Genomic DNA, 26,797 nt, shown 5'->3' on the forward strand with positions numbered 1-26,797 from the left:
AAAAAAATAGCACAAAATGGCATTATCAGAACAAGAAATCATTAGAAGAGAAAAACTTCAGAACTTACGCAACTTAGGAATCAATCCTTATCCGGCTAATCTTTTTCCTGTAAATCATACATCTAAGCAGATAAAGGAAACGTTTGAAGAGGGTAAGAAGGTGATCGTTGCGGGACGTTTAATGAGTGTTCGTGATCAAGGTAAAGCTTGTTTTGCTGAGTTACAAGACAGCGAAGGACGTATTCAATTGTACGTAAATCGCGATGTTTTGTGCGAAGGTGACGATAAAACTTTGTACAACCAAGTTTTCAAAAAATTAACCGATTTAGGTGATTTTATTGGTATTGAAGGTGAATTGTTTACTACTCAGGTTGGTGCACAATGTATTCGTGCGACTGGTTTTACTTTCTTGAGTAAAACATTACGTCCGCTTCCGTTGCCAAAAGTTGACGAGGAAGGAAATGTACACGATGCTTTTAACGATGCTGAATTACGTTATAGAATGCGTTATGTTGATTTAACGGTGAATCCTCAGGTTAAAGAAACTTTTATAAAACGTACTAAGTTATTTACTGCAATGCGTGGTTATTTTAACGATGCTGGATACCTTGAAGTTGATACTCCGGTTTTGCAATCAATTCCTGGTGGTGCTTCTGCACGTCCGTTTATTACGCACCACAACTCGCTTGATATACCGCTTTACATGCGTATTGCAAACGAATTGTATTTGAAAAGATTAATTGTTGGTGGATTTGAAGGTGTTTATGAGTTCTCTAGAAACTTCCGTAACGAAGGTATGGACAGAACGCATAATCCTGAGTTTACTGCAATGGAAATATATGTAGCTTACAAAGACTACAACTGGATGATGGAGTTTGCAGAAGGCTTATTAGAGCATTGTGCAATTGCTGTAAATGGAACTAGCGAAGTTACTTTTGGAGAACACAAAATCAACTTTAAAGCACCTTATGCTCGTGTTACGATGACTGATTCTATCAAACATTTTACTGGTTTTGATATTTCTGGTAAAACGGAACAAGAATTGTTTGAAGCAGCACGTGGAATGGGAATCGAGGTTGACGAAACAATGGGTAAAGGAAAATTGATTGATGAGATTTTTGGAGCTAAATGTGAAGGAAATTATATTCAGCCAACTTTCATTACTGATTATCCAAAAGAAATGTCGCCGCTTTGTAAAGAGCACCGTGATAATCCAGATTTGACGGAGCGTTTTGAATTAATGGTTTGCGGAAAAGAAATCGCAAATGCTTATTCTGAATTAAATGATCCAATTGACCAAAGAGAGCGTTTTGAAGATCAAATGCGTTTGGCTGCAAAAGGTGATGACGAAGCTAATGGAATTATCGACGAGGATTTCTTAAGAGCTTTAGAATACGGTATGCCTCCAACTTCTGGAATGGGAATTGGAATGGATCGTTTGATTATGTATTTGACAAATAACGCTTCTATTCAAGAAGTTTTATTGTTCCCGCAAATGCGTCCTGAGAAAAAACAAACAATTGAACTTTCTGATGAAGAGAAATTTATTGTTGATTTATTGAAAGGAAATGAAAATAGAATGGATTTAGGACAACTTAAAATTACAGCTAACTTAAGCGGTAAAAAATGGGATGCTTCTATGAAAAACTTATCTAAACATGGTTTGACTAAAGTTGTTGTGGATGGTGAGTTTAAGTTTGTGGAACTTGTTGGGTAAATTCCAATCCTAAAAATTCCAAATTCCAACTGGATTTTATAATATTTCAAACCCGACAGGCTTTTATAAACCTGTCGGGTTTTTATTTAAATTCGTAAATAAAAATAATTAATTATGAACGCATCTTATATTTACCAATTTGACCAGCATGAATTGGATATGCTTAAAGAAAGTGAAGAAGACATCAAACACGGAAGAGTTATTTCACAAGAAGATTTGGATAAAGAAGACCTAGAATGGCTTTCAAATTAAAAGCTTAAAACGAATACTTTTCCAATGTCTTTCCTTGAATATCCAAAACAGAAGTGCTTTCCTTTGGAACTTCGCCCTTCCATTTTTCTTCTACAGAAGGATTTGATGGATATTTTCCGTTTTTCATTTTTATGAGATGAAAGGTTCCTCCACTTTTCATTAAAAGATTATAGAATTTCTCTGAAGATTCTGTTGTAATCAAAATTGGAAAATCGGTCACAGAGAAACTATTTATTACGCTTCCATCATTGTTTAAAATATAACCTGAACAGCCTCCGCTTCCGCAGAAATAAGAATTAGAGAAACCAACGAAATATTCATCCTTTTGATCGTTGTTTAAATCGAAAGCTTCGTAATAGAAATAACGATCCTCTTTTGTCATTGCTGGTAAATCTTTCTTCAATAAAACCTGCAATTGTTTCTGGATTAATTCGACTGCTTTATTATCTTTTTCAGAAACGTCACTTAAATCTGCTGTTCCTCCAAGTGTTTTTGATAAGGTATCTTGAACAATTGTTTTGATGATATTTTTTTTCTCTTCCTTATTTTGACAAGAAGACAAAACCAGAATTCCGATTAGAATTAGCATTTTATTTTTCATAATCTGATTCGTTTAATTATTACTTTCTAAACTAATAATGCTGCTTTATTTTCAATATCATTTTGTTCTAAAAGAGATTTAATATTATTGAAAGTCACTAATGCAATCTGTGTTAAAGCTTCATTGGTGAAAAATGCCTGATGCGCTGTTACCAAAACATTCGGAAAACTCATTAAACGCTGAATTGCGTCGTCTTGAATAATATCGGCAGAAAGATCTCTAAAGAATAGTTTTTCTTCCTGTTCGTAAACATCAATTCCGAGATAACCAATCTTTCCAGCCTTTAAACCTTCAATAACTGATGAAGTTTCAATTAATCCGCCACGACTAGTATTGATAATCATAACGCTTTCTTTCATAAAAGAAATAGACGTCTGATTGATAATATGTTTTGTTTGATCGTTTAATGGGCAATGCAATGAAATAATATCGCTTGATTTGAAAATTTCTTCTAATCCAACAAAAGAAACGCCGTCTTTCTTCATTTCGTCACTTTCTACAATATCATAGGCTAAGACTTTACAGCCAAAGCCTAGTGCAATTTTAGAAAATGCTTTTCCGATATTTCCAGTTCCGATAATTCCGATTGTTTTTCCGAATAAATCAAAACCTAATAATCCGTTTAAAGAGAAATTCTGTTCGCGAACTCTGTTGTAGGCTTTATGTGTTTTTCTATTTAAAGTCAAAATCATGGCCATGGCATGTTCTGCAACGGCTTGTGGAGAATAAGCAGGAACACGACAAACTTTTATATTATGCTTTTTTGCAGCTTCTAAATCAACATTATTAAAACCAGCGCAACGTAAGGCGATTATTTTTACGTTTTTTTCTGCTAATTGCTTGATGACGGTTTCGTTTACAATATCATTTACAAAAACACAAACAATTTCACACTCTTCGATTAAGGCAACAGTCTGTGGATTTAACTGTGTTTCAAAAAAATTCAATTGAAAACCAAAATCAGCATTGTATTGATTGAAGAACGTTTTATCGTAAGGTTGTGTAGAAAAAAAAGCAATTTTACTATTGCCGAAATTGGTATTTAAGCTCATAAATATTTCATTAAAATTTTGATTCGTCTCTTAGGTATTATTTCTAAAATTCCCTTTAGGTAAATAATACAACCATCCAAAACCAATTAAAAACAATATAAGAGAACCAACAAATGCTGGAATCAAAATTTCTTTATTATTGTCTAATGCATTATTTAAAGCTGCATATAACAACCAAATTTGAAGACTTACATTTAAGATCAAAACACATATTAATGTCGATAAAATTACATTCAGTTTATTTGGATTGGCTTGGTTTTGGCTTTTTCTAAATGTACTCATAATATATTTCTTAAGCAATTAACTTTCTTTGTTTTCCAATGCTTTTACAAAAATCTTTTCCCCTTTTAAAAAGACTTCTAATTGTGGCAGTGCTCTCGGCGGAGGTCCTGCAATCACATCTCCAGTCAAAGCATCAAAAGAACCTTCGTGACACGGACAATGAATAATTCCCGTTCCTGGTTTGTAATAAACGGCACAAGAAAGATGCGTACATTTTTGTTCGTAAGCTCTAAACATCCCGCTTTCTAAATGTACTAATATGTACGGAATTGCACTTCCTTCAATCACAAAACCTCTTGTTCCGCCTAACGGAATATCTTTTACTTCGCATACAAAATGTTCGCCTACAACTCCTTCGCTTGGTAATAAATATGCCTTTGCAGCAACCAAACCGCTTCCCACCATTAATCCACCAGAAACCAAGGTTAGGAATTTAGCAAAATCGCGTCGGCTGACTTGCATCGATTCTTGTTTTCTATATGGAAAATCTTTCTTCCAGTTTTCTTTTAAATTATCTTCTTTAGACATGGATTATAGATTTAGAATATTCTTAATTCGGTGCTTCCTTTTGGCATCATAATATTCACTTTTGTGTTGACTCTTTCTTTACCAAAAACAAATGAATTTACAGGCGTACTATTCGGACGCATTTCTTCGATCTGAGCACGAGTTCCGTAAAATAAGGCACCGCTTGGACAAACTGTTGCACACATTGGTTTTTTCCCAACACTCGTTCTGTCGTAACACATGGTACATTTCATCATCAAATCGTATTCTTCCATTTTCTTAGGAACTCCAAAAGGACAAGCCATTACGCAGTTGGAACAGCCGATGCAACGTTCTGTATTTGCGGTATGAACAACGCCAAATTCGTCTTGCGAAATCGCATCAGCTGGACAAACGTTGGCACAAACTGGATCTTCGCAATGCATACAAACCTGAACCGTGGTTTGAATCGTAACTTCGCGTTCTACATAATTAACGTGAATCATTGATTCCTGACCATTGGTTTCACATTCTGCACACGCCATTTCGCAAGCTTTACAGCCAATGCATCTTTGTAAGTCTACAAAAAACTCTTCGTTTTTATTATAATTCGTCACATTCATACTTTTTGCTTTTTATAGATTAAACGCTGGCATAAGCAGTTGTTTTGTCTGATGAATTTTCGATTTCTCCTAATGGTTCGAGTTTACAAGCACAAACTTTAAACTCAGGAATTTTAGAAATCGGATCTAAAGTTCCAGGCGTTAACTGGTTGGCTGATTTTTTCCCGGGCCAGTGATACGGTACAAAAACTGTATCTTTTCGAATGGTTTCTACAATATTAGCTGGAAAAATTCCTTCTCCTCTTCGGGTTGAAACTTTCACTAATTCTCTTTGCTGAATATTATATTTCCTTGCCATTTCTGGATGAATTTCTAATAATGGTTCTGGAAATTGATCGACTAATTTTCCGATTCTTCTTGTTTGTGTGCCGCTTAAATATTGCGATACAACTCGTCCTGTTGTCAATATTATTGGATATTCTTTATCTGTAATTTCACCAGGCAATTTATATGGAGCAGGATTAAAATGTGCTTTTCCGTCTGGAGTGGCAAACTTTTTATCTTCCCACAATCTTGGCGTTCCTGGATGGTCTTCGGTTGGACACGGCCAGAAAACGCCCATATTATCTTCAATTCTTTTATAAGTAATTCCGTTGTAATCAGCGGTTCCTCCTTTTGATGCTACTCGCAATTCATTAAAAATAGCTTCGCTGTCAGCGTATGTAAATCGTTCCTCTTCGCCTAATCTTTTGGCTAATTCTAATAATATTGAAGTATCAGTTCTCGCTTCTCCTGGTGGCGTAACGGCTTGTCTGATTCGAATGACGCGACCTTCTGCTGATGTGGTTGTTCCCTCTTCTTCTTCCTGCAACGAACCTGCTAAAACAATATCCGCATGACGGGCAGTTTCGTTCAAAAAGAAATCTATGGCAACGTAAAACTCCAACTTTTCAAGAGCCGAACGCACATAATTATTGTTTGGCAGAGAAACTAACGGATTAAAACATATCGAAATCAATCCTTTTATTTCACCACTGTGAATAGCTTCGATAATTTCGTAAGCGGTTATGCCTTTGTGTGGCATATCTTCTTCTTTAATTTTCCAGACATCAGCAATGTATTTTCGATGTTCCATATTTTCGATATCGCGATTTCCGGGCAATTGATCGCATTTATGACCGTGTTCTCTTCCGCCCTGACCATTTCCTTGTCCAGTAATAGTTCCGTAACCGCAATAAGGTCTTCCAATTCTTCCCGTTGCCAAAACTAGATTGATGCATCCAATTACATTATCAACACCTTTTGAATGATGTTCGATTCCTCTTGCGTGCAGTAAAAAACTTGTTTTTGCTTTTCCCCATAATTCGGCTGCGGCTTTGATTTTTTCTTTAGAAATTCCTGTGACTTCTTCTGCCCATTCCAGCGTATACTCTTTTACCGAATCAATAGTTTCTTGAAATCCTGAAGTGTAGTTGTCAATAAAATTGTGATCCAACATATCGTGATCTACCAAATATTTTAACATTGCTCCGTATAAAGCAGAATCTGTTCCGGGTCTTACATCCAAATGAATATCTGCAGTTCTAGCCAAAGGAATCACACGCGGATCGACAACAATTAATTTTGCACCTCGATCTCTGGCTTTCCAAATCCAATGGGTTAAAGTTGGAAAGGTTTCGCTGATATTCGCTCCCGCCACAATAATAACCTCAGCATATTCTAAATCGGAATAGTTGTTTGAAGCTCGGTCTAAACCAAAAGCTTTTTTATTTCCAGCGCCCGCACTTACCATGCAAAGGCGTCCGTTGTAATCTAAATTTCTTGTTTTTAAAGCGACTCTGGCAAATTTCCCAACCAAATAGCTTTTTTCATTCGTAAGCGAAACTCCTGATAACATCGAAAAAGCATGTTTCCCATATTTTTCCTGAATTCTTTTGATTTCAGAGACAGTTTTGTCCATTGCTTCATCCCAAGTCGTTTTCTCAAATCCTTTTCCTTCTACTCTTTTTATCGGATGTAATAATCGATCAGGATGATTGTTCTGCATATAACGCTGAACGCCTTTTGGACACAAACGACCTTCGTTAAAAGGAAATTCCATCCAAGGCTCAAAACCCACGACTTTATTGTCTTTTACAGATAATTGAATCCCACATTGCATACCGCAGAAACAGCAATGTGTTTTTACCATTTTGTCTGGTTCATCACGCCCTTCATACCCTTCTTTTGGCGTATAATTCAAATGTGGACCAAATGCTTCAATTATCTTTTCAGCTGCTACAGGTAGTTTTGCCATTTTTTTTAGTTTTCGGTTTTCGGTCGCAGTTTTCAGTTATAAACTTTGACTGAGTATATTTTTATATTTTAATCTCAGTATACAGTTTTTAGCTGTAAACTAAAAACTGAGACTGAGACTTTAAAAATCATCCAAATAAATTTCCGCCTTCTATTCTAGCTTTTAAATGTGCTTTTGCCAAGCGATCTCTTTTTCCTTCTGGGCTTAAATCAAGATGTGAATTCCCTTTATCATCACTAAAATCAAAACCTAATTGCTTGGTTACTATTTTTAAATCATCGATGTGGAGCTGTGTTGTAAAAGGTTTTCCTGTTTCTGGACATATTGCCATTCCTTTTTTCATTCCTTCTTTTTTATAAATGTGAGCGCCAATTTGAGCTGGTCTCTGAATGATGTGGAAGAATTTTCCAAACGGAATCCAGATCAAAAACATAATAACCGTTACGGCATGAATTACAGCTAGAAAATCATACGCAAATCCCTTCATAAATTGATAAGAATACGTCAAACATAAACCTGTCACTGAAATAGCGATTAATAAAATAAGAGGTAATAAATCACCTTCAAAAGTCTGAGTGGCGATTAATCCTGGATTGGTTAAACGGCGTCTTAAATAATAAAGCGAACCAAAAATAACCAAATAAGAAGACCAGTTTAAAGCATGAAAAGTTAAAAATGCCATTAGAGAACCCAATTCAAAATCCATTACTTTGAAACCAAAAAAATGAGCTTCGTAAACTGAAATGGAATTTGGAGCCAACGTAAAATGAATCCATCCAAATGTTAGTGGGAAAGTAATTGCAAAAGCAGAAAAACAACCAATTGCAATACAAAAATGTGCGATCCAACGGTATTTTCCTCTTGGATAAATGAATTTCTGTAAAGCGATATTTTGAACCGATTCTTTTCCTAAAAACCATAAATGTGAAAACACTTTCCCGGTAAACAGAAAATGAATTCCTCGTTTGAAATACATCCAAGTTGGCGGACGCTGTAACCAAACGGTGTATCTGTAAACCACTCCAAAAAAAGCGAAAAGTGTTCCGAATAAATACGTTATTAAAGCCGCATCAAAATTTTGTAGTTTTCTTGATCCATAGAAAACCAAAACGACCATAAAAACCGAAGCAATGGTTGCAATTAATAATGCTTTTCTATTGAATGTTCTTTCTTTCATGATACTTTATTTTCGATCAATATCTTTAGCCATTTCTGGCAGTCTTTCTTTTGTCATTTTCACAATTACCCGGTGCATCCAGATCAGGCAAGTCAGCGATAAGGCTAAAATGAAGAACCATGAACTGGTCCAAAATCCAGTAAAGGATAATAAATACCCGAAAATAATCGGTCCGAAGAATCCGCCCAAACCTCCTAAAAGTCCCACCATTCCGCCAATCACTCCAACTTCATTTGGAAAATAATCTGGAATGTGTTTGAAGACTGCGGCAGAACCAATTCCCCAAGAAATTCCAATTAGAATCACCAAAACCAAATACACCCACATATTGGCTTCAAAATGAATTTGAGTGATTCCTTCTGCCAAAAGCTCTTTCTTTTGTACTTTTTGATTTTCGGCTACAACTACTTCCTGCCATGTTTTTTTAGATGGAAAAAATTGAGAATACGGCTGATTTTCATCTTTCTGACTGATAGCATATTCTTTTCCTTCAATTACTATTTTATCTGGAGCAACTGTCGTAACTGTTCCTGCTTTACTGGCTAACAATCCGCTTCCTGAAGTCGTAACATCCATTTTGGGAAACAGCAGCAAAAAGCTTAAAATCACTGAAGAACTCAAAACCCAATACATCACTTTTCTAGCTCCAAATTTATCCGACAAAAAACCACCAAAAGCACGAACTACTCCAGCAGGTAAACTAAAACAAGAAGTAAAGATTCCACCAAGAATTAAAGAAGTATGATAAACATTCATAAAATTAGGCAAGAGCCATTGAGAGAATGTCACAAACGAACCAAATACTAAAAAATAATAGGTTCCAAAACGCCAGACACGTACTCGTTTTAAAGGCTGTACCAATTGCTTTAAGGTTTTAGACTGGGCTTCGCTTTTTTTGCTTTTTGCGAAAATCAGAAATACAATTCCCATCAATAAAAGAGCAGAACCATAAATTACAGGAAGCAATTTCCAACCGTTTTCTGGATCCGTTTCTGAAAATTTACTTAATAATGAAGGCGCTAAAAAAGGTGTTATGGAAGCTCCTGCAGTTCCCATTCCGAAGATTCCCAAGGCTCTTCCTTGCCACTCTTTTGGATACCAAACTGACGTTGAAGCTACACCAACAGCAAAACTGGTTCCGACCATTCCGAATAGAAAACTTAGAATAGCAAAAACAGTAAATGAAGTTGCAAAAGGCAAAAGAAATAAAGGTATTGAAGCTAATATCAATAAAGCAGAATGTACAATTCTTCCCCCAAATTTATCTGTTAAGATTCCCATTGGCAGCCTCATAATGGATCCTGTTAAAACAGGAATTCCTAAAAGCCAACCAATTTGTACAACGCTCCAGTCAAAAATTTCTTTATCGACTAAAAAAGTAACTAATACTCCATTAAGTGTCCAACAAGCAAAACAAATGGCAAAAGCCAAAGTGTTTAAGAAAAGAATACGATGGGATTGGGAGAGATCTGCCATAGAATTAAGTATTAAATTATGTTTTTGGAAATCTATACTGAAATATGGGGTACCTAAAAATTGTTTTTCATAAAACACTGAAAAACAATAACTTTCCTAAAGTTAAAAAAAAATATCCAAAGTAAAACACTTACAAATACAGATTTAGCGTTATCATAATCTTATTTAAACTCATTCTTAAAAAAGCTAGTGTTCAATCTGTTAAATAAAACACAATTTTAAAAGTGAGATTAAACCTGTTTCCAAGAAGAAAGTCTAATCACTATAAAACAATTAAAAAAACTTAAAATGAAAAAATTATTTATCGCAGCTATGTTATTTGTTGGAATAGCAAGTTTTGCACAGGACATGGACCAAAAACCATCTCGTGAACCAAGAGAAAGAATGACTCCTGAACAACGTAATGAAAAACAGCTTCAAAAATTGACAACTCAATTAAGTTTAGATGCCAGTCAACAAGCACAAGTAAAACAACTTTTGGCCGACAGAACTGCTAAAGCTGAAAAATTTAGAGAAGCTAGAAAAGACAAAAAAGACAGCAACACTAAACCAACTGCTGAAGAAAAAGCGGCTTTCAAAAAACAAATGGAAGATGAAGTTGCAGCAAACGATGCTAAAATGAAATCGATCTTAAAAGCAGATCAATACACCAAATGGAAAGCTTTACAAGAAGAGAAAAAAGACAAAATGCGAGATAATATGAAAGAGCGCAGAAAAGATAAAATCTAATTTGATGCATAAAAAAAGAGGCTTTAAAAGCCTCTTTTTTGTTGTTATTATTTAATCGGATTTAAAATCAAATCAATTCTTTTGATACAATCTTCATAATGGTATTTTGTTTCTGTATTTACAGCTCCAGCGTTTGCTGTAACAAGCAATTTTCTTAATGTACTTAATTCTCCACGAACTAAAGCTCTTAAATCAGATTGTCCTGTGTTAAAATAAACAAATGATCTATCATTCGGCTTAATTTCCTCAGTCATTAAATAGCTCATTCTGTCAATGTAAGCACGCTGTAGATTTCTGCGATAAACCGTTACATTTCCTGCAGTCGCAGCTTCTTTCCAAATTCCTTTACGAATATCTTTAAAGAAGTCTAAAGCTTTATAATTGTCACCGTTTAAAATTTCATTATCCATCAAACGTCCAATTCTTCCTAAAGTCATTAGATTGTTGAGTTGTCTTACCTGAATGTTTCTAAACTTTTCTGTATAACCAGCAAACTCCGTATTTTGTAATGTTTTGGTATTGACAATCCAAGTTGGTGACTCAAACGCATTTTTCTGAAGCCAGTTCATCGCTTCAATTTGTTTGGCTTTTGGAACTACTTCATAAACACTTCCCGCCTGATTTGGCTTTTTAGTATTTTCATAAATTCCTCCAACATTGGTAACAACATGGCCAACATAACGGCTCCAGCAATCCAAAAGCTCTTTGTATAATTCATTTAAATCTTCATAGTCATTAGTCGCTGTGCTTGTCCATTCACTTAAATGACTTGCCACATATTCTAAATTTTTAAGCGCATAAGTACTTGCTTTCATCGAATTATTTCCAATATCTTCAGTTTGAGAACTTGGGTCAAAAGCGCTGCTTTGTTTTCCAAACTTATAAATCGGATTTCCTGCTTTTTCTAAAATCCATTTGTCTAAAGTTGGCGTTTCTGCCTCAGGAGATTTTGCGGTTGGAATTATTCTATACCCCCAATTCAAAGCATAGTGATCATAAGCTCCCATTTTTCGAATAAAACGAATATTCTGATCACCCGGCTGCGCAATATAATTGAAACGAGCATAATCCATAATACTGGCAGAAATTCCATTTTCTTTTGTAAAAGCACCATTTCTATAACTCTCCACATCAAAAGCACAGCTCGCTCCCATATTATGCGGAAAACCTAATGCATGTCCAACTTCGTGAGCAATGACCATTCGCATCATTTCGCCCATTTCTTCGTCACTTGTTTTCAAAGTTCTTGCTGAAGGATTTGCGGCTCCAGTTTCTAACAAATATCTATTTCTATAAGAACGTAAATGGTTATGGTACCAAATTACATCACTTTCAATAATTTCTCCTGTTCTCGGATCAACAACACTTGGCCCAACAGCATTTCGAGTTGTACTTGCCACATATCGAATAACGGAATAACGTGCATCTTCTGGACTAAAATCTGGATCTTCCTCTTTAGTCGGTGCGTCTTTTGCGATAATAGCATTTTTAAATCCAGCTGTTTCAAAAGGTTTCTGCCATTCTTCAATTCCTAGCTTGATGTATTTTTTCAATTTTTCAGGAGTTGCAGGATCCAAATAATAAACAATTGGCTTTATTGGCTCAACCAGTTCTCCTCTATTGTATGCTTCTGGATCTTTTGGTTCTAATCTCCAGCGTCTTATATACGTTTTAAGATCTGATTTTAATTCGTTGCTTCCATAATCGTACTGACTTACTGTAAACCATCCTACACGCGGATCTGCCAATCTAGGTTTCATTGGAACTTCTGGCAATAAAATCATAGATTGATTCATTTGAATACTGATGGATTCAGATTCTTCCAACATCGAAGGTTTTGCAGCATTATAAGTAAAGTCCTGAATGACCTCAATATTCATCGGAAAACTTTTCATAGCAGTGATAAAACTTCTAGAATCGTCTAATCCTCTTACTTTATAAGTTTCTCGCATTTCTGCAGAAATTCCGCTAATTGCTTTTACATCGGTACTGTAAAACTTAGTAACATCAATAACCGTATTTGCCGAATCTTTACTGAATGCTACAATATCAAAAGCAAATAAAGTAGGCTCGTAATTATTGGCTTTAACCGAAATACTTATTGGCAAAGAATCGTTTGCAACCGAATTATATGATTTAGATTTGATTAGAATTTTATCCTGAAAACGCTGCCAAACAATCAATTGTTCATTTGTTTCAGAACCAGCATTTACGTAGCCTCCTCCTAAATTAGAAGGCAATTTTGCCAATCTGCTTACCAAAAGCATGTCTTTGTTTAAATACTTATTCGGAATTTCAAAATAGTATTTTTTGTCTACTTTATGAACCGTAAAAAGTCCTTCATCAGAAACGGCATCTTTGGTAATTACTTTATTGTAATCTTTAATTGAAGATTCTGGTTTCTTTTCTGGCGGAGCTATTACAGCATCTTTTTGGTCTTTTTTCTTTTTATTCTGAGCAAATTGGTTTGTAGGAAATAGCGCTAAGACCGCTATTGTAGATAAAATGAAAAATTTCTTCATTTATTGCTAGTTTAATTGTTATTTATCAAACAAAAATAACTTTTCTTACAATATAGATGCGAAATATTTCTTTTTTAACTACAAAAATCCGTTCATAAAAAAAGGCTCAACTTAGTAAAAAGTGAGCCTTAAATAATTCTATTTTTTATTTTAGAAAGTTTTAGAAACTTTATCAATTGCGTTGATTGTAAAATCTAAATCTTCATAAGTCAATGCATCTGTAATAAACCAAGTTTCGTATGCAGATGGAGCGATATAAACTCCTTCTTGCAATAATCCGTGGAAGAATTTCTTAAAGGTTTCATTATCTCCTTTTGCAGCCGTTTGAAAATCGGTAACTGGATTTGCATCAAAGTGAACCGAAATCATCGAACCAACTCTATTGATAGTGAAAACAACATTATTCGCTTTTAAAACTCTATCAATTCCAGCTTCTAAATAAGCTGTTTTTTCTTCTAAACGTGTAAAAATTGCTCTGTCAGAATCAAGTGCTTTCAACATTGCCAAACCTGCTGCCATTGCCAACGGATTTCCAGATAATGTTCCGGCCTGATAAACTGGTCCAAGAGGCGCTAAATGATTCATGATTTCTTCACGTGCTGCAAAAGCTCCAACTGGTAAACCTCCACCAATAACTTTTCCGAAAGTTACGATATCAGCGTCAATTCCATATAATTCTTGAACTCCACCACGAGCCAAACGGAAACCTGTCATTACTTCGTCAAAAATCAATAAGATTCCGTTTGCAGTACACAAATCTCTTAAACCTTGCAAGAATCCTTCTTTTGGAACAATACATCCCATGTTTCCTGCAACAGCTTCAATAATAATAGCTGCGATTTCTCCTTTATTAGCTTCAACCAATGTTTTTACATTTTCTAAATCATTGTATTTGGCTAACAAAGTATCTTTTGCTGTTCCTTCTGTAACTCCAGGACTGTTTGGCGAACCAAAAGTAACCGCTCCACTTCCTGCCTGAATCAAAAATGAATCTGAATGTCCGTGGTAGCAACCTGCAAATTTTACAATTTTATCTCTTTTTGTAAATCCGCGAGCCAAACGAATCGCACTCATACAAGCTTCTGTACCTGAATTTACAAAACGAATTTTATCAATATTTGGAACCATAGAAACTGCCAAAGCTGCGATTTCTGTTTCTAATTCTGTTGGCATTCCAAATGAAGTTCCCAATTTTGCTTTGTCGATTACCGCATCCACAACTGGCTGATACGCATGACCTAAAACCATTGGTCCCCAAGAGTTAATATAATCGATTAATTTGTTTCCGTCTTCATCATATAAATATGCACCTTTTGCGCTTTTTACAAAAATCGGAGTTCCACCAACAGCTTTAAATGCTCTAACTGGTGAATTTACTCCTCCTGGAATTACTTTTTCTGCTTCAGCAAATAGCTGACTACTTCTTTTATATAACATTTAATTTTAGATTTTTGAGTTCAGATTTTAGATTTAAACTATCTGCTTAAACCTTGATTTCTTACAAACTCATTGAAATATTGTTGTTCTATTTGTTTTTATTTTGAAAGCTCTTCCATTTTCATATCAGACATTCCTATCGGAGAATAAAATCTCCATTTCCATGTTGGTCGATGTTTTATAAAAAAGTTTGTTTCTGCAAATTCATCATGTTCATAAACTCCACAAAAAAGTCTGATGGTTAAAACTATCGCAGAAATTAAAATCAAAACTGTAATTTTCTTCTTCATTATCCAAACTGAAAACCGAGACTGCGACTGAAAACTATTTTACTTTTAACCTTTGTCCTATAGAAATCGTATTATCAGTCAGATTATTTTTCTTTTTTAAATCTTCCACCAATAAATTGAATTTTTTCGAAATAGAATACAATGTATCTCCCTTTTGAACTTCATATGAATTCGGATCATATGAATTCATATTGATCTTTGGATCGGAATTCGCAACTGAAGAAGAACTTCTTGTTGGAGCCGACTTGTTAATTGCAACATAATTCCTTCCTGTAACCTGGCAATCATACTGATGCAGATTATAACGTTCAATATAGCTGATTAATTTATCTGGATAATTTGGATCTGTTGCATAACCCGCTGCTCTCAAACCTTTTGCCCAAGATTTATAATCATCTTTTTCATAGGTAAACAATTTTTCGTATCTTTTTTTGCCAACCAAGAACAAAGCGTGATCTCTATACGATTCTGATGCCTGAGGATATTTTCTAAAACATTCCTGAGCCGAATCATCATCATGGCGAACGCTTTCTCCAAGCCAATCTTTATGACATTTTATACCGAAATGATTATTTGCTTCCAACGCTAAATCTCCTCTTCCTGCCCCTGATTCTAAAATTCCTTGAGCCAAAATAATACTAGCAGGAATTCCGTAAGTTTTCATATTTCCCATTGCAATATCTTTATATTGCAAAATATAATTAGAAATCAAATCGCTTGTTACAACTGTTTTTGAAGTAGATTGAATAACCTCAGTTGTATTATTGGTAGAAGGGTAATTTTTACCGATTGGTTTAACAGGAGTGCTTCTTTTTGTTGAGGCTGTTCTGGCCTGAACTGCAGCCGCTTTTTTAGTCGTCGCGATGGCAGGCTTACTAGAAGAGCAGCTTGCTAAAGCTAATATTACGAGAAGTAATACAATTTTTTTAATCATTGGTTTTGAGTATTGGTAATTTTTTCTGCTTCAACTTTATATTCATTCCTTCAATTCCCTGCAATCCACCTGTGTGGATGAGTAAAATTTTTGAATGCGCAGGAAAATAATTTTTGTGGATTAAATCTATAACGCCAAAAACCATCTTTCCTGTATAAATTGGATCTAAAGGCACTTTATTTTCTTCGAAAAAAGTATTGATAAATTCGATTAATTCTAAATTTATCTTGCCATAACCTCCAAAATGATAGTCAGAAATTAAATTCCAGTTATCTTTTTTGGCAAAAATACGAATTTCATCGGTTAAAAAGTCACCTTTTAACGCTGGAAAGCCTAAAATTTGCTGATTTGGCCATGCACTATTTATTAATCCAGAAATAGTTCCACCAGTTCCAACCGCGCAACATACGTAATTGAAAACAGAATCTTCTTCTGTCAAAATTTCTTCGCAGCCTTTTACAGCCAATTCATTTGTGCCTCCTTCGGGAACTAAATAAAAGTCTCCAAATTTGGCTTTCAATTTTTCTATAAAGGATGTTTCGCTCTTTAAACGATACTCTTCTCTCGAAACAAACTCGAATTGCATTCCGTTTTCCTGAGCAAATTTCAAAGTTGGATTTTCTTCGATTTTATCCAAAAGTTCATCACCTCGAATGATTCCGATAGTTTTAAAACCTTTCTCCTTTCCTGCATAGGCTACAGCAGCAATATGATTCGAAAATGCACCGCCAAAAGTCAATAAAGTGGTTTTGTTTTCGGCTTTCGCTTGAAGTAAATTGTATTTCAGTTTTCTGAATTTATTTCCTGAAACAAAAGTATGAATGAGATCTTCACGCTTTATGGTCAAGGAAATATCATTTGGAAAATCAATCGAAATATGTTGATTAAAAACAGGTTTCATTTTAATTTAATGTAGTTTAAAAACTGAAAAAAAGATCGGTTTTTCAGATAATTCAAATCAGTTTCATTTGAATAAGCTTCTCTTTCAAAACTAATATTTCGATAGGCTAAATCTTTGTTTTTATATTGAATTAAACGAATTAAAAATTCAAAAACATACCAAATATAGAACGGAAAAATTAACATTTCCAGCTGTTGTCTTAAATGTATTTTTTCGTGATTTATGAAAACTTTATTTCCTTTATCGAAATCATATTTAACCAAAACGAAAGGAAATAAAGTCATTCCACGATACCCTTTCGGAATTAAATATTTAGCAACAATCAGAAACATTGGCTGTAAAATTTATAAATTTGTAGCTATAGAATTGTTCGATTTCAATAAAATCATAATCAAATATTTATATTTTTGATTTTAAGTTCACTCGAAATGGAACCCGAAACAGATTTATGAAAGAGCAAAGTAATGAAAATAAATTAATCGAAGGTGAAGATTTTTACTATACGCCCGAAGGTTATAAATGCTTTACTGAAAAACATCATTTAAAACGTGGCTATTGCTGCAAAAGCGGTTGTCGCCATTGTCCATACGGATATGATAAAAAAACAGGAAGAATAAACAAAAATTAGAATACCACAAGATGAAGGTTTTTATCAATAAAAATATACCCGAAGCTGGCATTAAATTGCTTCAAGATAAAGGCATTAACTTTACAATAAATCCAACAGAAAACGGATTATCAAGAGCAGAATTTATAAAAATCTGTCAAGAACATGATGCGCTGCTGAATGTTGGAACAAACAAATTAGACGAAGATTTTTTTGAGCAATGTCCAAATTTAAAAGGCATCGCTTTATTTTCTGTCGGATTTGACGCTGTGAATATTCCGTCAGCAAACAGCAGAAAAATTCCTGTTGGCAATACGCCCGATGTTTTGAGCCGAGCAACTTCTGATGTTGCGTTTTTATTGATGCAAAGTGTTGCGAGAAAATCATTTTTCAATCATAAAAGAATTTTGAATGATGATTGGGGAAGTTTTGATCCGTTAGCTAATTTAGGTCAGGAACTTTACGGCAAAACGCTAGGAATTTTCGGTTTGGGAAGAATTGGTATTGAAATGGCTAAAAAATGCAAGGCAGCATTCGGAATGAATATTATTTATCACAATCGTTCTCATAATGAAGCTGCCGAAAAAGAATTGGATGCAAAATATGTTGATTTTGAAACCTTACTTGCAGAAAGTGATGTTTTAAGTGTTCATTCTAATTATAGCGAAGAAAACAATGAACTTTTCAATAAAAATACTTTTGCTAAAATGAAATCTAATGCGATTTTCATCAACACAGCAAGAGGAAAATTTCAAAATGAAAATGATTTGTTTGATGCTTTGACTAACAATATAATTTGGGGCGCTGGATTGGATGTTACGAATCCAGAACCTATGAAATTTGACAATCCGTTATTGTCACTTCCTAATTGTTGTGTTTTACCACATATTGGTTCCGCAACTTATGAAGCCCGAAACGGAATGGCAGTTTGTGCCGCACAAAATATAATCGCACTTTTTGAAGATAAAAAAATGCCGTTTTGTGTTAATGAGGAAGTTTATAATTAATGAGATAATGTGCCAACTTGAAAATTAGATAATCCCAATCTAAAATCAACAATCTAAAATCTAAAATATCACATATGGATATTCGTTCAAGAAAGTTTAAGATTACGATTTATAAATCGTATCACAGGTCGGATATCCGTTATCCTTAGTTTTTTTTAAATTTGAAAATGTGACAATTTGAAAATTAGATAATTAAAAATAAATTTTAATTGAAAATCTAATTTCGCTAATCAATGTTTCGCTCCGCTGGAGCTTTTGTTTGAGTGGTAAATGGTTTTCTATAGATATTTCGCCTTTCCAAGGCTTTATGTTTGGATTGGATATTTTTTATTGATTCGTTTATTAACCGATATTTTCGCTCCACTGGAGCTTTTGTTTCGGTACTAAATTGTTTTCTATAAAATATTTCGCCTTTTTAAGGCTTTATGTTTGGATTGGATAATTTAATAAGCTCCTTTAGGAGCGACATGTTTATAGAAATAGTTGTCATGACATCACATTAAAGCCCCAACGGGGTGACCTAAATTGATCTTGTAAATTTTATCAGCTCCGTTAGGAGCGAAATATTTATAGCATCAATTAACAGTCCGTCACATTAAAGCCCCAGCGGGGCAACATAATTAAAAAAACAAAAATTAATCTGTTGTTAATCTGACTACAATACCTTAGTAGCTTAGAACCTTAGCAACTTAGTAGCTTAAAAAAAATGACTTTCAAAGAACACATACAACAAGGAATCCCTTCTATATTGCCACCAAAGCAGGCTTACGATTCAGCTATTAATCACGCTCCGAAAAGAAAAGAAATCCTTTCGGCAGAAGAAAAAAAGCTGGCACTGAAAAATGCTTTGCGTTATTTTGATTCCAAACATCACGCCGAGTTACTTCCTGAATTTTCAGAAGAATTAGAAAAATACGGCCGTATTTATATGTATCGTCTTCGTCCAGATTATAAAATGTACGCAAGACCAATTGACGAATATCCAGGAAAATCATTGCAGGCAAAAGCAATTATGCACATGATTCAGAACAATCTGGATTATGCTGTGGCACAGCATCCACATGAATTGATTACCTATGGCGGAAATGGAGCTGTTTTCCAAAACTGGGCGCAATATTTATTGACAATGCAGTATTTGTCTGAAATGACAGATGAGCAGACTTTGACCATGTATTCTGGGCATCCAATGGGATTATTTCCTTCGCATAAAGAAGCACCAAGAGTTGTGGTTACAAACGGAATGGTAATCCCAAATTATTCTAAACCGGATGATTGGGAAAGAATGAACGCTCTTGGAGTTTCGCAATACGGACAAATGACTGCAGGAAGTTATATGTACATTGGTCCACAAGGAATTGTACACGGAACTACAATTACAGTTTTGAATGGTTTTAGAAAAATAAAACAAAATCCAGAAGGCAATTTATTTGTAACTTCTGGTCTTGGCGGAATGTCTGGAGCACAGCCAAAAGCTGGAAATATTGCGGGCTGTATTACGGTCTGCGCTGAAGTAAATCCGAAGATTACTAAAATCCGTCACGAACAAGGATGGATTAATGAAGTGGTAACTTCTACTGACGAATTGGTTGCCAGAGTTGCTTCGGCGAAAGCCAAAAAAGAAACGGTTTCAATTGCTTATTTAGGAAATGTGGTTGATGTTTGGGAACGTTTCGATCAGGAAAATATCAAAATTGATTTAGGTTCAGATCAAACTTCGCTTCATAATCCTTGGGCTGGAGGTTATTATCCTGTTGGAATTTCGTTTGAAGATGCTAACAAAATGATGGCTGAAAATCCGGAATTATTCAAAGAAAAAGTTCAGGAAAGTTTACGCCGTCATGCAGATGCGATTAACAAACATACTGCAAAAGGAACTTACTTTTTTGATTACGGAAATGCCTTTTTATTAGAAGCTTCTCGCGCCGGTGCAGATGTAATGGCTGAAAATAATATCGATTTTAAATATCCGAGTTACGTTCAGGATATTATGGGACCAATGTGTTTCGATTACGGATTTGGACCTTTCCGTTGGGTTTGTACTTCTGGAAAACCAGAAGATTTATTAAAAACCGATGCAATTGCCTGCGAAGTTTTAGAAAAAATGGCCGAAACTGCACCTGATGAAATTCAGCAGCAAATGCAGGACAACATTAAATGGATCAAAGGCGCTCAGGAAAACAAACTGGTTGTAGGTTCACAAGCTCGTATTTTGTATGCTGATGCAGAAGGAAGAATCAAAATTGCGGAAGCTTTTAATCAAGCCATTGCGAAAGGTGAAATTGGCGCTGTGGTTTTAGGACGCGATCATCATGACGTTTCAGGAACTGATTCGCCTTACAGAGAAACTTCAAATATTTACGACGGATCCCGATTTACTGCCGATATGGCGATTCATAATGTGATTGGGGACAGCTTTAGAGGAGCAACCTGGGTTTCTATTCATAACGGCGGTGGCGTTGGCTGGGGAGAGGTCATAAACGGCGGATTTGGTATGGTTCTTGATGGTTCTACAGAGGCTTCAAAACGTTTAGCTTCAATGCTTTTCTGGGATGTTAACAACGGAATTTCAAGACGAAGCTGGGCCCGAAACGGAGGTGCTGTTTTTGCTATAAAAAGAGCAATGGAAGTTGAGCCTTTACTTAAAGTAACTTTACCTAATTTTGTAGATGAAAATTTACTTTAGAAAATAAAATTGAGAACATTAAAATTCTAATAATTATGAAAACATTCAAATTAGTTCCGCTTTTTCTGTTGCTGATTCTAAGTTCATGCAGCAGTGTTACTGTATATTCTGATTACGACAAAAATGTCGATTTTGCGCCTTACAAGACTTATGCTTTCTTTAAGCCCGGAATTGATAAAGTAGAGATTTCTGATTTGGATAAAAGACGTATTCTTCGTGCAATAGATGCTGAGATGCAAGCCAAAGGTCTTACTAAAAGTGAAAATCCAGATTTACTAGTAAATATTTTTACCAAATCAAGAGAAGAGGTAAATGTAAACCAATTTAGTGCCGGCTGGGGTTACGGCTGGGGCTGGGGTTGGAATCCGTGGATGATGTATGGAGGAAATCAAACTACTGTTTCGACTTCTACTGAAGGTACTTTATACATTGATTTGATCGACGCTAAAAAGAAAGAAATGATTTGGCAAGGTGAAGGTCAAGGAACTTTGACTAGAAACATTGATAAAAAAGATCAAAAAGTAGCTGAATTTGTAAACAAAATTTTAGCTCAATATCCGCCAGTTAAAAAATAATTATCTATTTTTGCTATTCAATTAGTTAAAATGACAAACTATACTAACATTATTATCGCTATTATTAACATTATTGCAATTCAGCAGTGATGGCGAGGTGTTATATCAGTATGTAAAATATAATTTATAAAACCTCCCAACTCGGGAGGTTTTTTTATTTTAAATGAAATTTAATATTAGCCACGAATTGCACCAATTTTCACGAATTACTTTTTAATTAAAAGATAAAAATTAGTGCAATTGGTGTAATTCGTGACAGAAAAACAAACAAAATGGATTTATTCAACGAAGTACTTAACGCCAAAAAGCAACTTGAAGATGTAGTTGCAGCGACGCCTTTAACCCAAAACCTTAATCTTTCAGACGAATTTGAATCGACTATTTTATTAAAAAGAGAAGATTTACAAATTGTTCGTTCTTATAAAATTCGTGGCGCTTACAACAAAATGTCTTCGTTAAATGAAGTTGAAAAAGCAAACGGGACTGTATGTGCCAGTGCAGGAAATCATGCGCAAGGTGTTGCCTATTCTTGTAATCTTCTGAAGATTCATGGCAAAATTTATATGCCAAAAACTACTCCAAAACAAAAAGTAAAACAAGTTCAATTGTTTGGAAAATCGTTTGTTGAAATTGTTTTAACAGGAGATACTTTTGATGATGCATACGCTTCGGCAACCGCCGATGCTATCAAAAATCATAAAACTTTTATCCATCCTTTTGATGACGAAAAAGTAATTGCTGGACAAGGAACTGTTGGACTGGAAATTCTAGAAAACTTTAAAGAACCTATCGATTATGTTTTTGTTCCTATTGGCGGTGGTGGATTGGCTTCTGGATTGTCTGAAGTTTTTAAACATTTGAGTCCACATACTAAAATTATTGGTGTTGAACCAAAAGGTGCCCCTTCAATGAAAACTTCAATTGAAGAAAATCAGAATACGGCTTTAAAAACAATTGACAAATTTGTAGACGGTGCTGCCGTAAAACAAGTTGGTGATAAAACTTTTGAAATCTGTCGATACAATCTGGAAGATATTATTCTGGTTCCCGAAGGAAAAGTTTGTACCACAATTTTAAGATTATACAATGAAGAAGCAATGGTCGTTGAACCTGCCGGTGCTTTAACCATTGCTGCTTTGGATTTTTATAAAGATAAAATAAAAGGTAAAAATGTAGTTTGTATTGTAAGTGGCAGTAATAACGACATTGAAAGAACTGCGGAAATCAAAGAACGTTCTTTGCTTTACGAAGGTTTAATGCATTATTTTATGATTCAGTTTCCGCAGCGTCCAGGCGCTTTAAAAGAATTTGTAAACAATATTTTAGGTCCGGATGATGACATTACTTACTTTCAGTTTGCTAAGAAAAACAGCCGCGAAGTGGGTTCTGTTGTGGTTGGTTTAGAACTGAAAAATAAAAATGATATCATGCCAATCAAACTAAAAATGACTGAAAACGGATTTGAATTTCAATATTTGAACGACAATCAGGATTTGTTTACGCAATTAATTGGTTAGCGATTGCTGATACTGATAAATATCAGTAAACAAAAAAGAAGTTATCGTATTTTTGCATTCCACTTTAAATACTAAAAAAATGACAACTCTTAAAGATATTTCCACGATAGAAGACATTAAACAAATGGTTGACAGCTTTTATGGCAACGTTAGAAAAGACGATCTTATTGGTCCAATTTTCAATGACAAATTACAAGATCGCTGGGAACCGCATTTACAGAAAATGTACGGATTCTGGCAGACTATTTTATTTGATGTCCGTGCCTATTCAGGTACGCCATTTCCACCTCACAAACAACTGCCTGTTGACCAAACTCATTTTGACCGCTGGATCGCCATTTTTAATTCCACAATCGATTTGCAGTTTGCGGGGCCAGTAACTGAAGAAGCCAAAATGCGCGCTACTAATATGGCTTTTATGTTTAGCCATAAAATTGAATATTTTAGAAATGCAGAAAACGAATTGAGAAACGCAGCAAAAAAATCTTAAAAAATTTCTTTCAAACAAAAGTAGAAGTCTATATTTGATTAACTGAATTAACCCCAAATCGATATTCTTTTATTTATGAAAAAAGTAATTTTCTTTATTGTAATCTGTTTTACATTCTTCAATCAATTAACGGCACAATCTCAAGCTTCAATTTCTAATTTATACAAAGGAACGGTTGACGGAAAAACGCCTGTAACTTTTTATATTAGAGCTGAGGAAAATCAGTGTAATGCTGAATTAGACTATATTGCGATGTATCGATACAATAAATCCAACAAATGGATTCAATTGTATCCTTCACAAAATAAAAAGGTTGAAAATGAATTTATAATGGTTGAACATGGTTTCAGCGGTGTTCTGATGTTAAAGAAAGCAGGCAATACTTTCTCAGGTTTATGGATTAGTCCTGACACTAAAAAACAATTGAAAGTAGAATTGAAAGAAACTCCAATGACCAAAAAGGATATTGAAAACTACGCAAACACAATGGAAAGAGTAAGTTTTGAAAATAATGATTGCTAAAAGGCTGCATTCTTCTTTCCGTCAAAAACTTACAAAAACGCAATAAAGGTTCTCTCGAACAAAACTTTTGTGATTATTATCACAAAAAAGGCAGGTTAAATTCGTAATTTTACATTTTAACTTACACGTTTTCGAAATGAATCCAAATATTGAAACCAATCCGCTATTAGAAAAATTGCCTAAACATTTACAGCAATTTATTAAGCCACAAGATTATAGTGATTACACTCCTATCAATCAAGCGGTTTGGCGATATGTGATGCGTAAAAATGTAGATTATCTTTCTAAAGTAGCGCATCGTTCTTATTTGGACGGTTTGAAAAAAACTGGAATCGAAGTTGATTCAATTCCGTCGATGTACGGAATGAACCGAATTCTAAGTGAAATTGGCTGGGCAGCGGTTGCGGTTGACGGATTTATTCCACCAAATGCTTTCATGGAATTTCAGGCTTATAATGTTCTGGTTATTGCTTCAGATATTCGTCAATTAGAACATATTGAATATACACCTGCTCCAGATATCATCCACGAAGGTGCTGGCCACGCTCCTATTATTGCCAATCCTGAATATGCGGAATATTTGAGACGTTTTGGCGAAATTGGCTGTAAAGCGATTTCTTCTCATAAAGATTATCAGATGTACGAAGCAATTCGTCTGCTTTCTATTTTGAAAGAAGCCGAAGATACACCACAGGAAAAAATCGACGAAGCAGAAAAAGCGGTTGCCGATTTACAAAACGATATGGGTGAATTATCTGAAATGGCTCAAATTAGAAACCTGCATTGGTGGACTGTTGAATATGGTTTGATTGGAACTGTTGAAAATCCGAAAATTTATGGTGCTGGATTACTTTCTTCAATTGGTGAAAGCGCTCATTGCATGACCGATAAGGTGAAGAAAATTCCTTATGATATTTCTGCTGCGAATCGGAATTTTGATATTACACAGTTACAACCGCAGCTTTATGTAACGCCGACTTTTTCTCATTTGAGTTTGATTTTAGAAGAATTTGCTAATAAAATGGCGTTGCGAACTGGCGGTTTATCAGGTATTAAAAAACTGATTCAATCGAACGCTTTGGGAACAATTGAATTGAGTACTGGTTTACAAATTTCGGGAGTTTTTACTAATGTTATTAAGGAAGAAGGAAAACCGGTTTATATCCAAACTACTGGAAAAACAGCTTTGGCTTACCGCGAAAAAGAATTAGTCGGTCACGGAACTTTAACCCATCCTCATGGATTTGGAAGTCCGATTGGGAAATTGAAAGGCTTTAATCTAGCGATTGAAGATATGAGTCCGAAAGATTTACAGGCGTACAGTATTGTTGAAGGCGAAAAGATAAAACTGGAGTTTGAAGGCAATATTATTGTGGAAGGAGAAATTATCACAGGTTCGAGAAATCTTCACGGAGAAATCATTTTAATTAGCTTTAAAAATTGTACTGTAACTCACGGAGAAACGATTTTATTTCAGCCAGATTGGGGTAATTACGATATGGCAATTGGCAAAAAAGTGATTTCTGCTTTTTCTGGTCCAGCCGATGTGAATAGTTTTGATTTAATTAATATTGTTCCTTCAACTAAAACTATTAAAGCAAAACATACAGACGAACGTGACGAATTGGAGCAATTATACGCAACTGTTCGCGACATTCGAAACAATAAAAATTCTAAAACTGAATTACAATCTGTTTTTGAAAAACTAAAAAACAATCATACAAACGACTGGTTATTATTAGTTGAAATTGCTGAACTTTTGAAAGATTCTGATGAAAAACAACTTTTACAAGAAGTCTTGGCACAGTTGGATCAATTGAAAATTAAACGCCCTGAAATTGCGCATTTAATTGCTGGAGGATTTGATTTAATTTTTGATAGTTCTTCTAATTTGCCACAAAGACACTAAGGCGCTAAGTTTTTTTTTAGTTTAAACTAGTTAATTTATAATCTCTCGCAAAGACGCAGAGTCGCAAAGAAAATTTTTTTAAGTAAAATACTTTGCGACTCTGCGTCTTTGCGAGATTCTTTTTTTTAACTACAATTTCAAATCCTGGGTCAACTCCGTTTCAGACTCAATAGTTTTCCCATTGTATTGGAGTTTCCATCCCATTGAATTTGTCATGATTAAAATCTTCGACAATTCGCTGATTAATCTGTTTTGGGCGTTAGTTTTAAGTGTAGATTTTTCGATTTTCTTAGCCAGATTCGCTTTTACTGATTTGTTGATTTTATTATAATCGTCTCCCGTAAAAGGATTCAGTTTACTTTGTTCAACATCGTAAAACTTAATATCAGGATTTATGGTAATTTCTTCTTTTGGAATATTTAAAATCGTAATCGTTTTGTTTTTTTCATCGATATCATATTTCATCTGATGTAAATCGTAAGCAACCGTAACATTTGCATTTACAACTACTAAAGCTTTCTTCTCAAAAGAAACCATGTCCATAAAATATTTCTGCTGATTTTTATAAGTAACGACTTCTGAAAAATGTCCTTCGGTTACCACCAATTTCCCAACATTTAAAATTTGCTGCTGAATTAAATTGGTATTATAATCCATTGAAGAATCGTCGTCTTTTTTGAAATCACAATATTTAAAAGCGAGAACAATTAATAAAACGATGACACCGACACCTATAATTCTTTTGATCAAGTTTTGCATTCTAATAAAAATT

Annotated in this window: 26 protein-coding genes; 11 read left to right on the forward strand and 15 right to left on the reverse strand. The window is 34.6% G+C overall.

The features are described 5' to 3' along the window. The first annotated feature begins 16 nt into the window (after window positions 1-16). Window positions 17-1,717, forward strand: coding sequence for a lysine--tRNA ligase (gene lysS, locus NQQ59_RS20975; RefSeq protein ID WP_144215172.1), 1,701 nt, complete (start codon window positions 17-19; stop codon window positions 1,715-1,717). 114 nt (window positions 1,718-1,831) lie between these two features. Next, window positions 1,832-1,969: a hypothetical protein gene (locus NQQ59_RS20980; RefSeq protein ID WP_186296583.1), complete on the forward strand. Its 138-nt coding sequence runs from the start codon at window positions 1,832-1,834 to the stop codon at window positions 1,967-1,969. A gap of 4 nt (window positions 1,970-1,973) precedes the next feature. On the opposite strand, the gene NQQ59_RS20985 is transcribed toward NQQ59_RS20980, so the two are convergent. The 8 genes from NQQ59_RS20985 to NQQ59_RS21020 form a co-directional block, all read right to left on the reverse strand. Further along, entirely contained in the window at window positions 1,974-2,570 is a 597-nt protein-coding gene (locus NQQ59_RS20985) for a hypothetical protein (RefSeq protein ID WP_144215173.1), read from the reverse strand. A 26-nt stretch (window positions 2,571-2,596) separates the two neighbouring features. Then, window positions 2,597-3,622, reverse strand: coding sequence for a 2-hydroxyacid dehydrogenase (locus NQQ59_RS20990; RefSeq protein ID WP_144215174.1), 1,026 nt, complete (start codon window positions 3,620-3,622; stop codon window positions 2,597-2,599). A 30-nt stretch (window positions 3,623-3,652) separates the two neighbouring features. Next, on the reverse strand, window positions 3,653-3,904 hold the full coding sequence (locus NQQ59_RS20995) for a DUF6755 family protein (protein ID WP_144215175.1): 252 nt from the start codon (window positions 3,902-3,904) through the stop codon (window positions 3,653-3,655). Window positions 3,905-3,922: 18 nt separating this feature from the next. Further along, window positions 3,923-4,432 carry a QcrA and Rieske domain-containing protein gene (locus tag NQQ59_RS21000; RefSeq protein ID WP_144215176.1) on the reverse strand — a complete coding sequence of 170 codons (510 nt, stop codon included), beginning with the start codon at window positions 4,430-4,432 and terminating at the stop codon, window positions 3,923-3,925. Between the two features lie 11 nt (window positions 4,433-4,443). After that, entirely contained in the window at window positions 4,444-5,013 is a 570-nt protein-coding gene (locus tag NQQ59_RS21005) for a 4Fe-4S dicluster domain-containing protein (RefSeq protein WP_144215177.1), read from the reverse strand. A 19-nt stretch (window positions 5,014-5,032) separates the two neighbouring features. Then, complete coding sequence (locus tag NQQ59_RS21010) at window positions 5,033-7,249, reverse strand: molybdopterin oxidoreductase family protein (protein WP_144215178.1); 2,217 nt, start codon at window positions 7,247-7,249, stop codon at window positions 5,033-5,035. A gap of 127 nt (window positions 7,250-7,376) precedes the next feature. Then, a complete protein-coding gene (locus tag NQQ59_RS21015; protein ID WP_144215179.1) occupies window positions 7,377-8,426 on the reverse strand; it encodes an MFS transporter in 1,050 nt (349 codons plus the stop codon). Between the two features lie 6 nt (window positions 8,427-8,432). After that, on the reverse strand, window positions 8,433-9,902 hold the full coding sequence (locus NQQ59_RS21020; protein ID WP_144215180.1) for an MFS transporter: 1,470 nt from the start codon (window positions 9,900-9,902) through the stop codon (window positions 8,433-8,435). 288 nt (window positions 9,903-10,190) lie between these two features. Here NQQ59_RS21020 and NQQ59_RS21025 point away from each other — a divergent pair, with 288 nt between their 5' ends. Further along, window positions 10,191-10,631, forward strand: coding sequence for a hypothetical protein (locus tag NQQ59_RS21025; protein WP_144215181.1), 441 nt, complete (start codon window positions 10,191-10,193; stop codon window positions 10,629-10,631). A gap of 47 nt (window positions 10,632-10,678) precedes the next feature. Here NQQ59_RS21025 and NQQ59_RS21030 read toward each other — a convergent pair whose 3' ends face one another. The 6 genes from NQQ59_RS21030 to NQQ59_RS21055 form a co-directional block, all read right to left on the reverse strand. After that, entirely contained in the window at window positions 10,679-13,153 is a 2,475-nt protein-coding gene (locus NQQ59_RS21030; RefSeq protein ID WP_144215182.1) for a zinc-dependent metalloprotease, read from the reverse strand. A gap of 150 nt (window positions 13,154-13,303) precedes the next feature. Then, complete coding sequence (gene hemL / locus NQQ59_RS21035) at window positions 13,304-14,590, reverse strand: glutamate-1-semialdehyde 2,1-aminomutase (protein ID WP_144215183.1); 1,287 nt, start codon at window positions 14,588-14,590, stop codon at window positions 13,304-13,306. Between the two features lie 98 nt (window positions 14,591-14,688). Further along, a complete protein-coding gene (locus tag NQQ59_RS21040) occupies window positions 14,689-14,880 on the reverse strand; it encodes a hypothetical protein (protein WP_144215184.1) in 192 nt (63 codons plus the stop codon). Between the two features lie 34 nt (window positions 14,881-14,914). After that, entirely contained in the window at window positions 14,915-15,814 is a 900-nt protein-coding gene (locus NQQ59_RS21045) for a glucosaminidase domain-containing protein (RefSeq protein ID WP_144215185.1), read from the reverse strand. After that, window positions 15,807-16,715 (reverse strand): 1-aminocyclopropane-1-carboxylate deaminase/D-cysteine desulfhydrase, encoded by a 909-nt coding sequence (locus NQQ59_RS21050; protein ID WP_144215186.1) that lies wholly within the window; start codon window positions 16,713-16,715, stop codon window positions 15,807-15,809. The genes NQQ59_RS21045 and NQQ59_RS21050 overlap by 8 nt, the downstream gene beginning before the upstream one ends. Then, the gene (locus tag NQQ59_RS21055) at window positions 16,712-17,047 is read right to left on the reverse strand and encodes a hypothetical protein (RefSeq protein WP_144215187.1); all 336 of its coding nucleotides are present in this window, start codon (window positions 17,045-17,047) and stop codon (window positions 16,712-16,714) included. The genes NQQ59_RS21050 and NQQ59_RS21055 overlap by 4 nt, the downstream gene beginning before the upstream one ends. Before the next feature lie 116 nt (window positions 17,048-17,163). Here NQQ59_RS21055 and NQQ59_RS21060 point away from each other — a divergent pair, with 116 nt between their 5' ends. The 8 genes from NQQ59_RS21060 to NQQ59_RS21095 all read left to right on the forward strand — a co-directional run bounded on the left by NQQ59_RS21060 (window position 17,164) and on the right by NQQ59_RS21095 (window position 26,025). Continuing rightward, entirely contained in the window at window positions 17,164-17,343 is a 180-nt protein-coding gene (locus NQQ59_RS21060) for a DUF5522 domain-containing protein (RefSeq protein WP_095928730.1), read from the forward strand. Window positions 17,344-17,354: 11 nt separating this feature from the next. Then, on the forward strand, window positions 17,355-18,329 hold the full coding sequence (locus NQQ59_RS21065) for a 2-hydroxyacid dehydrogenase (protein WP_144215188.1): 975 nt from the start codon (window positions 17,355-17,357) through the stop codon (window positions 18,327-18,329). Between the two features lie 706 nt (window positions 18,330-19,035). Further along, complete coding sequence (locus NQQ59_RS21070) at window positions 19,036-21,012, forward strand: urocanate hydratase (protein WP_144215189.1); 1,977 nt, start codon at window positions 19,036-19,038, stop codon at window positions 21,010-21,012. A 35-nt stretch (window positions 21,013-21,047) separates the two neighbouring features. Continuing rightward, window positions 21,048-21,587: a DUF4136 domain-containing protein gene (locus NQQ59_RS21075; protein ID WP_144215190.1), complete on the forward strand. Its 540-nt coding sequence runs from the start codon at window positions 21,048-21,050 to the stop codon at window positions 21,585-21,587. A 272-nt stretch (window positions 21,588-21,859) separates the two neighbouring features. Then, complete coding sequence (gene ilvA, locus NQQ59_RS21080) at window positions 21,860-23,104, forward strand: threonine ammonia-lyase IlvA (protein WP_144215191.1); 1,245 nt, start codon at window positions 21,860-21,862, stop codon at window positions 23,102-23,104. 79 nt (window positions 23,105-23,183) lie between these two features. Continuing rightward, a complete protein-coding gene (locus NQQ59_RS21085; RefSeq protein ID WP_144215192.1) occupies window positions 23,184-23,594 on the forward strand; it encodes a group III truncated hemoglobin in 411 nt (136 codons plus the stop codon). Window positions 23,595-23,669: 75 nt separating this feature from the next. Further along, window positions 23,670-24,116 carry a hypothetical protein gene (locus NQQ59_RS21090; RefSeq protein ID WP_144215193.1) on the forward strand — a complete coding sequence of 149 codons (447 nt, stop codon included), beginning with the start codon at window positions 23,670-23,672 and terminating at the stop codon, window positions 24,114-24,116. A 136-nt stretch (window positions 24,117-24,252) separates the two neighbouring features. After that, on the forward strand, window positions 24,253-26,025 hold the full coding sequence (locus tag NQQ59_RS21095) for an aromatic amino acid hydroxylase (protein WP_144215194.1): 1,773 nt from the start codon (window positions 24,253-24,255) through the stop codon (window positions 26,023-26,025). Between the two features lie 129 nt (window positions 26,026-26,154). Here NQQ59_RS21095 and NQQ59_RS21100 read toward each other — a convergent pair whose 3' ends face one another. Then, window positions 26,155-26,784 carry a DUF4230 domain-containing protein gene (locus tag NQQ59_RS21100; RefSeq protein WP_144215195.1) on the reverse strand — a complete coding sequence of 210 codons (630 nt, stop codon included), beginning with the start codon at window positions 26,782-26,784 and terminating at the stop codon, window positions 26,155-26,157. Window positions 26,785-26,797 lie beyond the last annotated feature (13 nt).

The sequence above is a fragment of the Flavobacterium panacis genome, from assembly GCF_024649945.1.
Taxonomy (GTDB): Bacteria; Bacteroidota; Bacteroidia; order Flavobacteriales; family Flavobacteriaceae; genus Flavobacterium; species Flavobacterium panacis.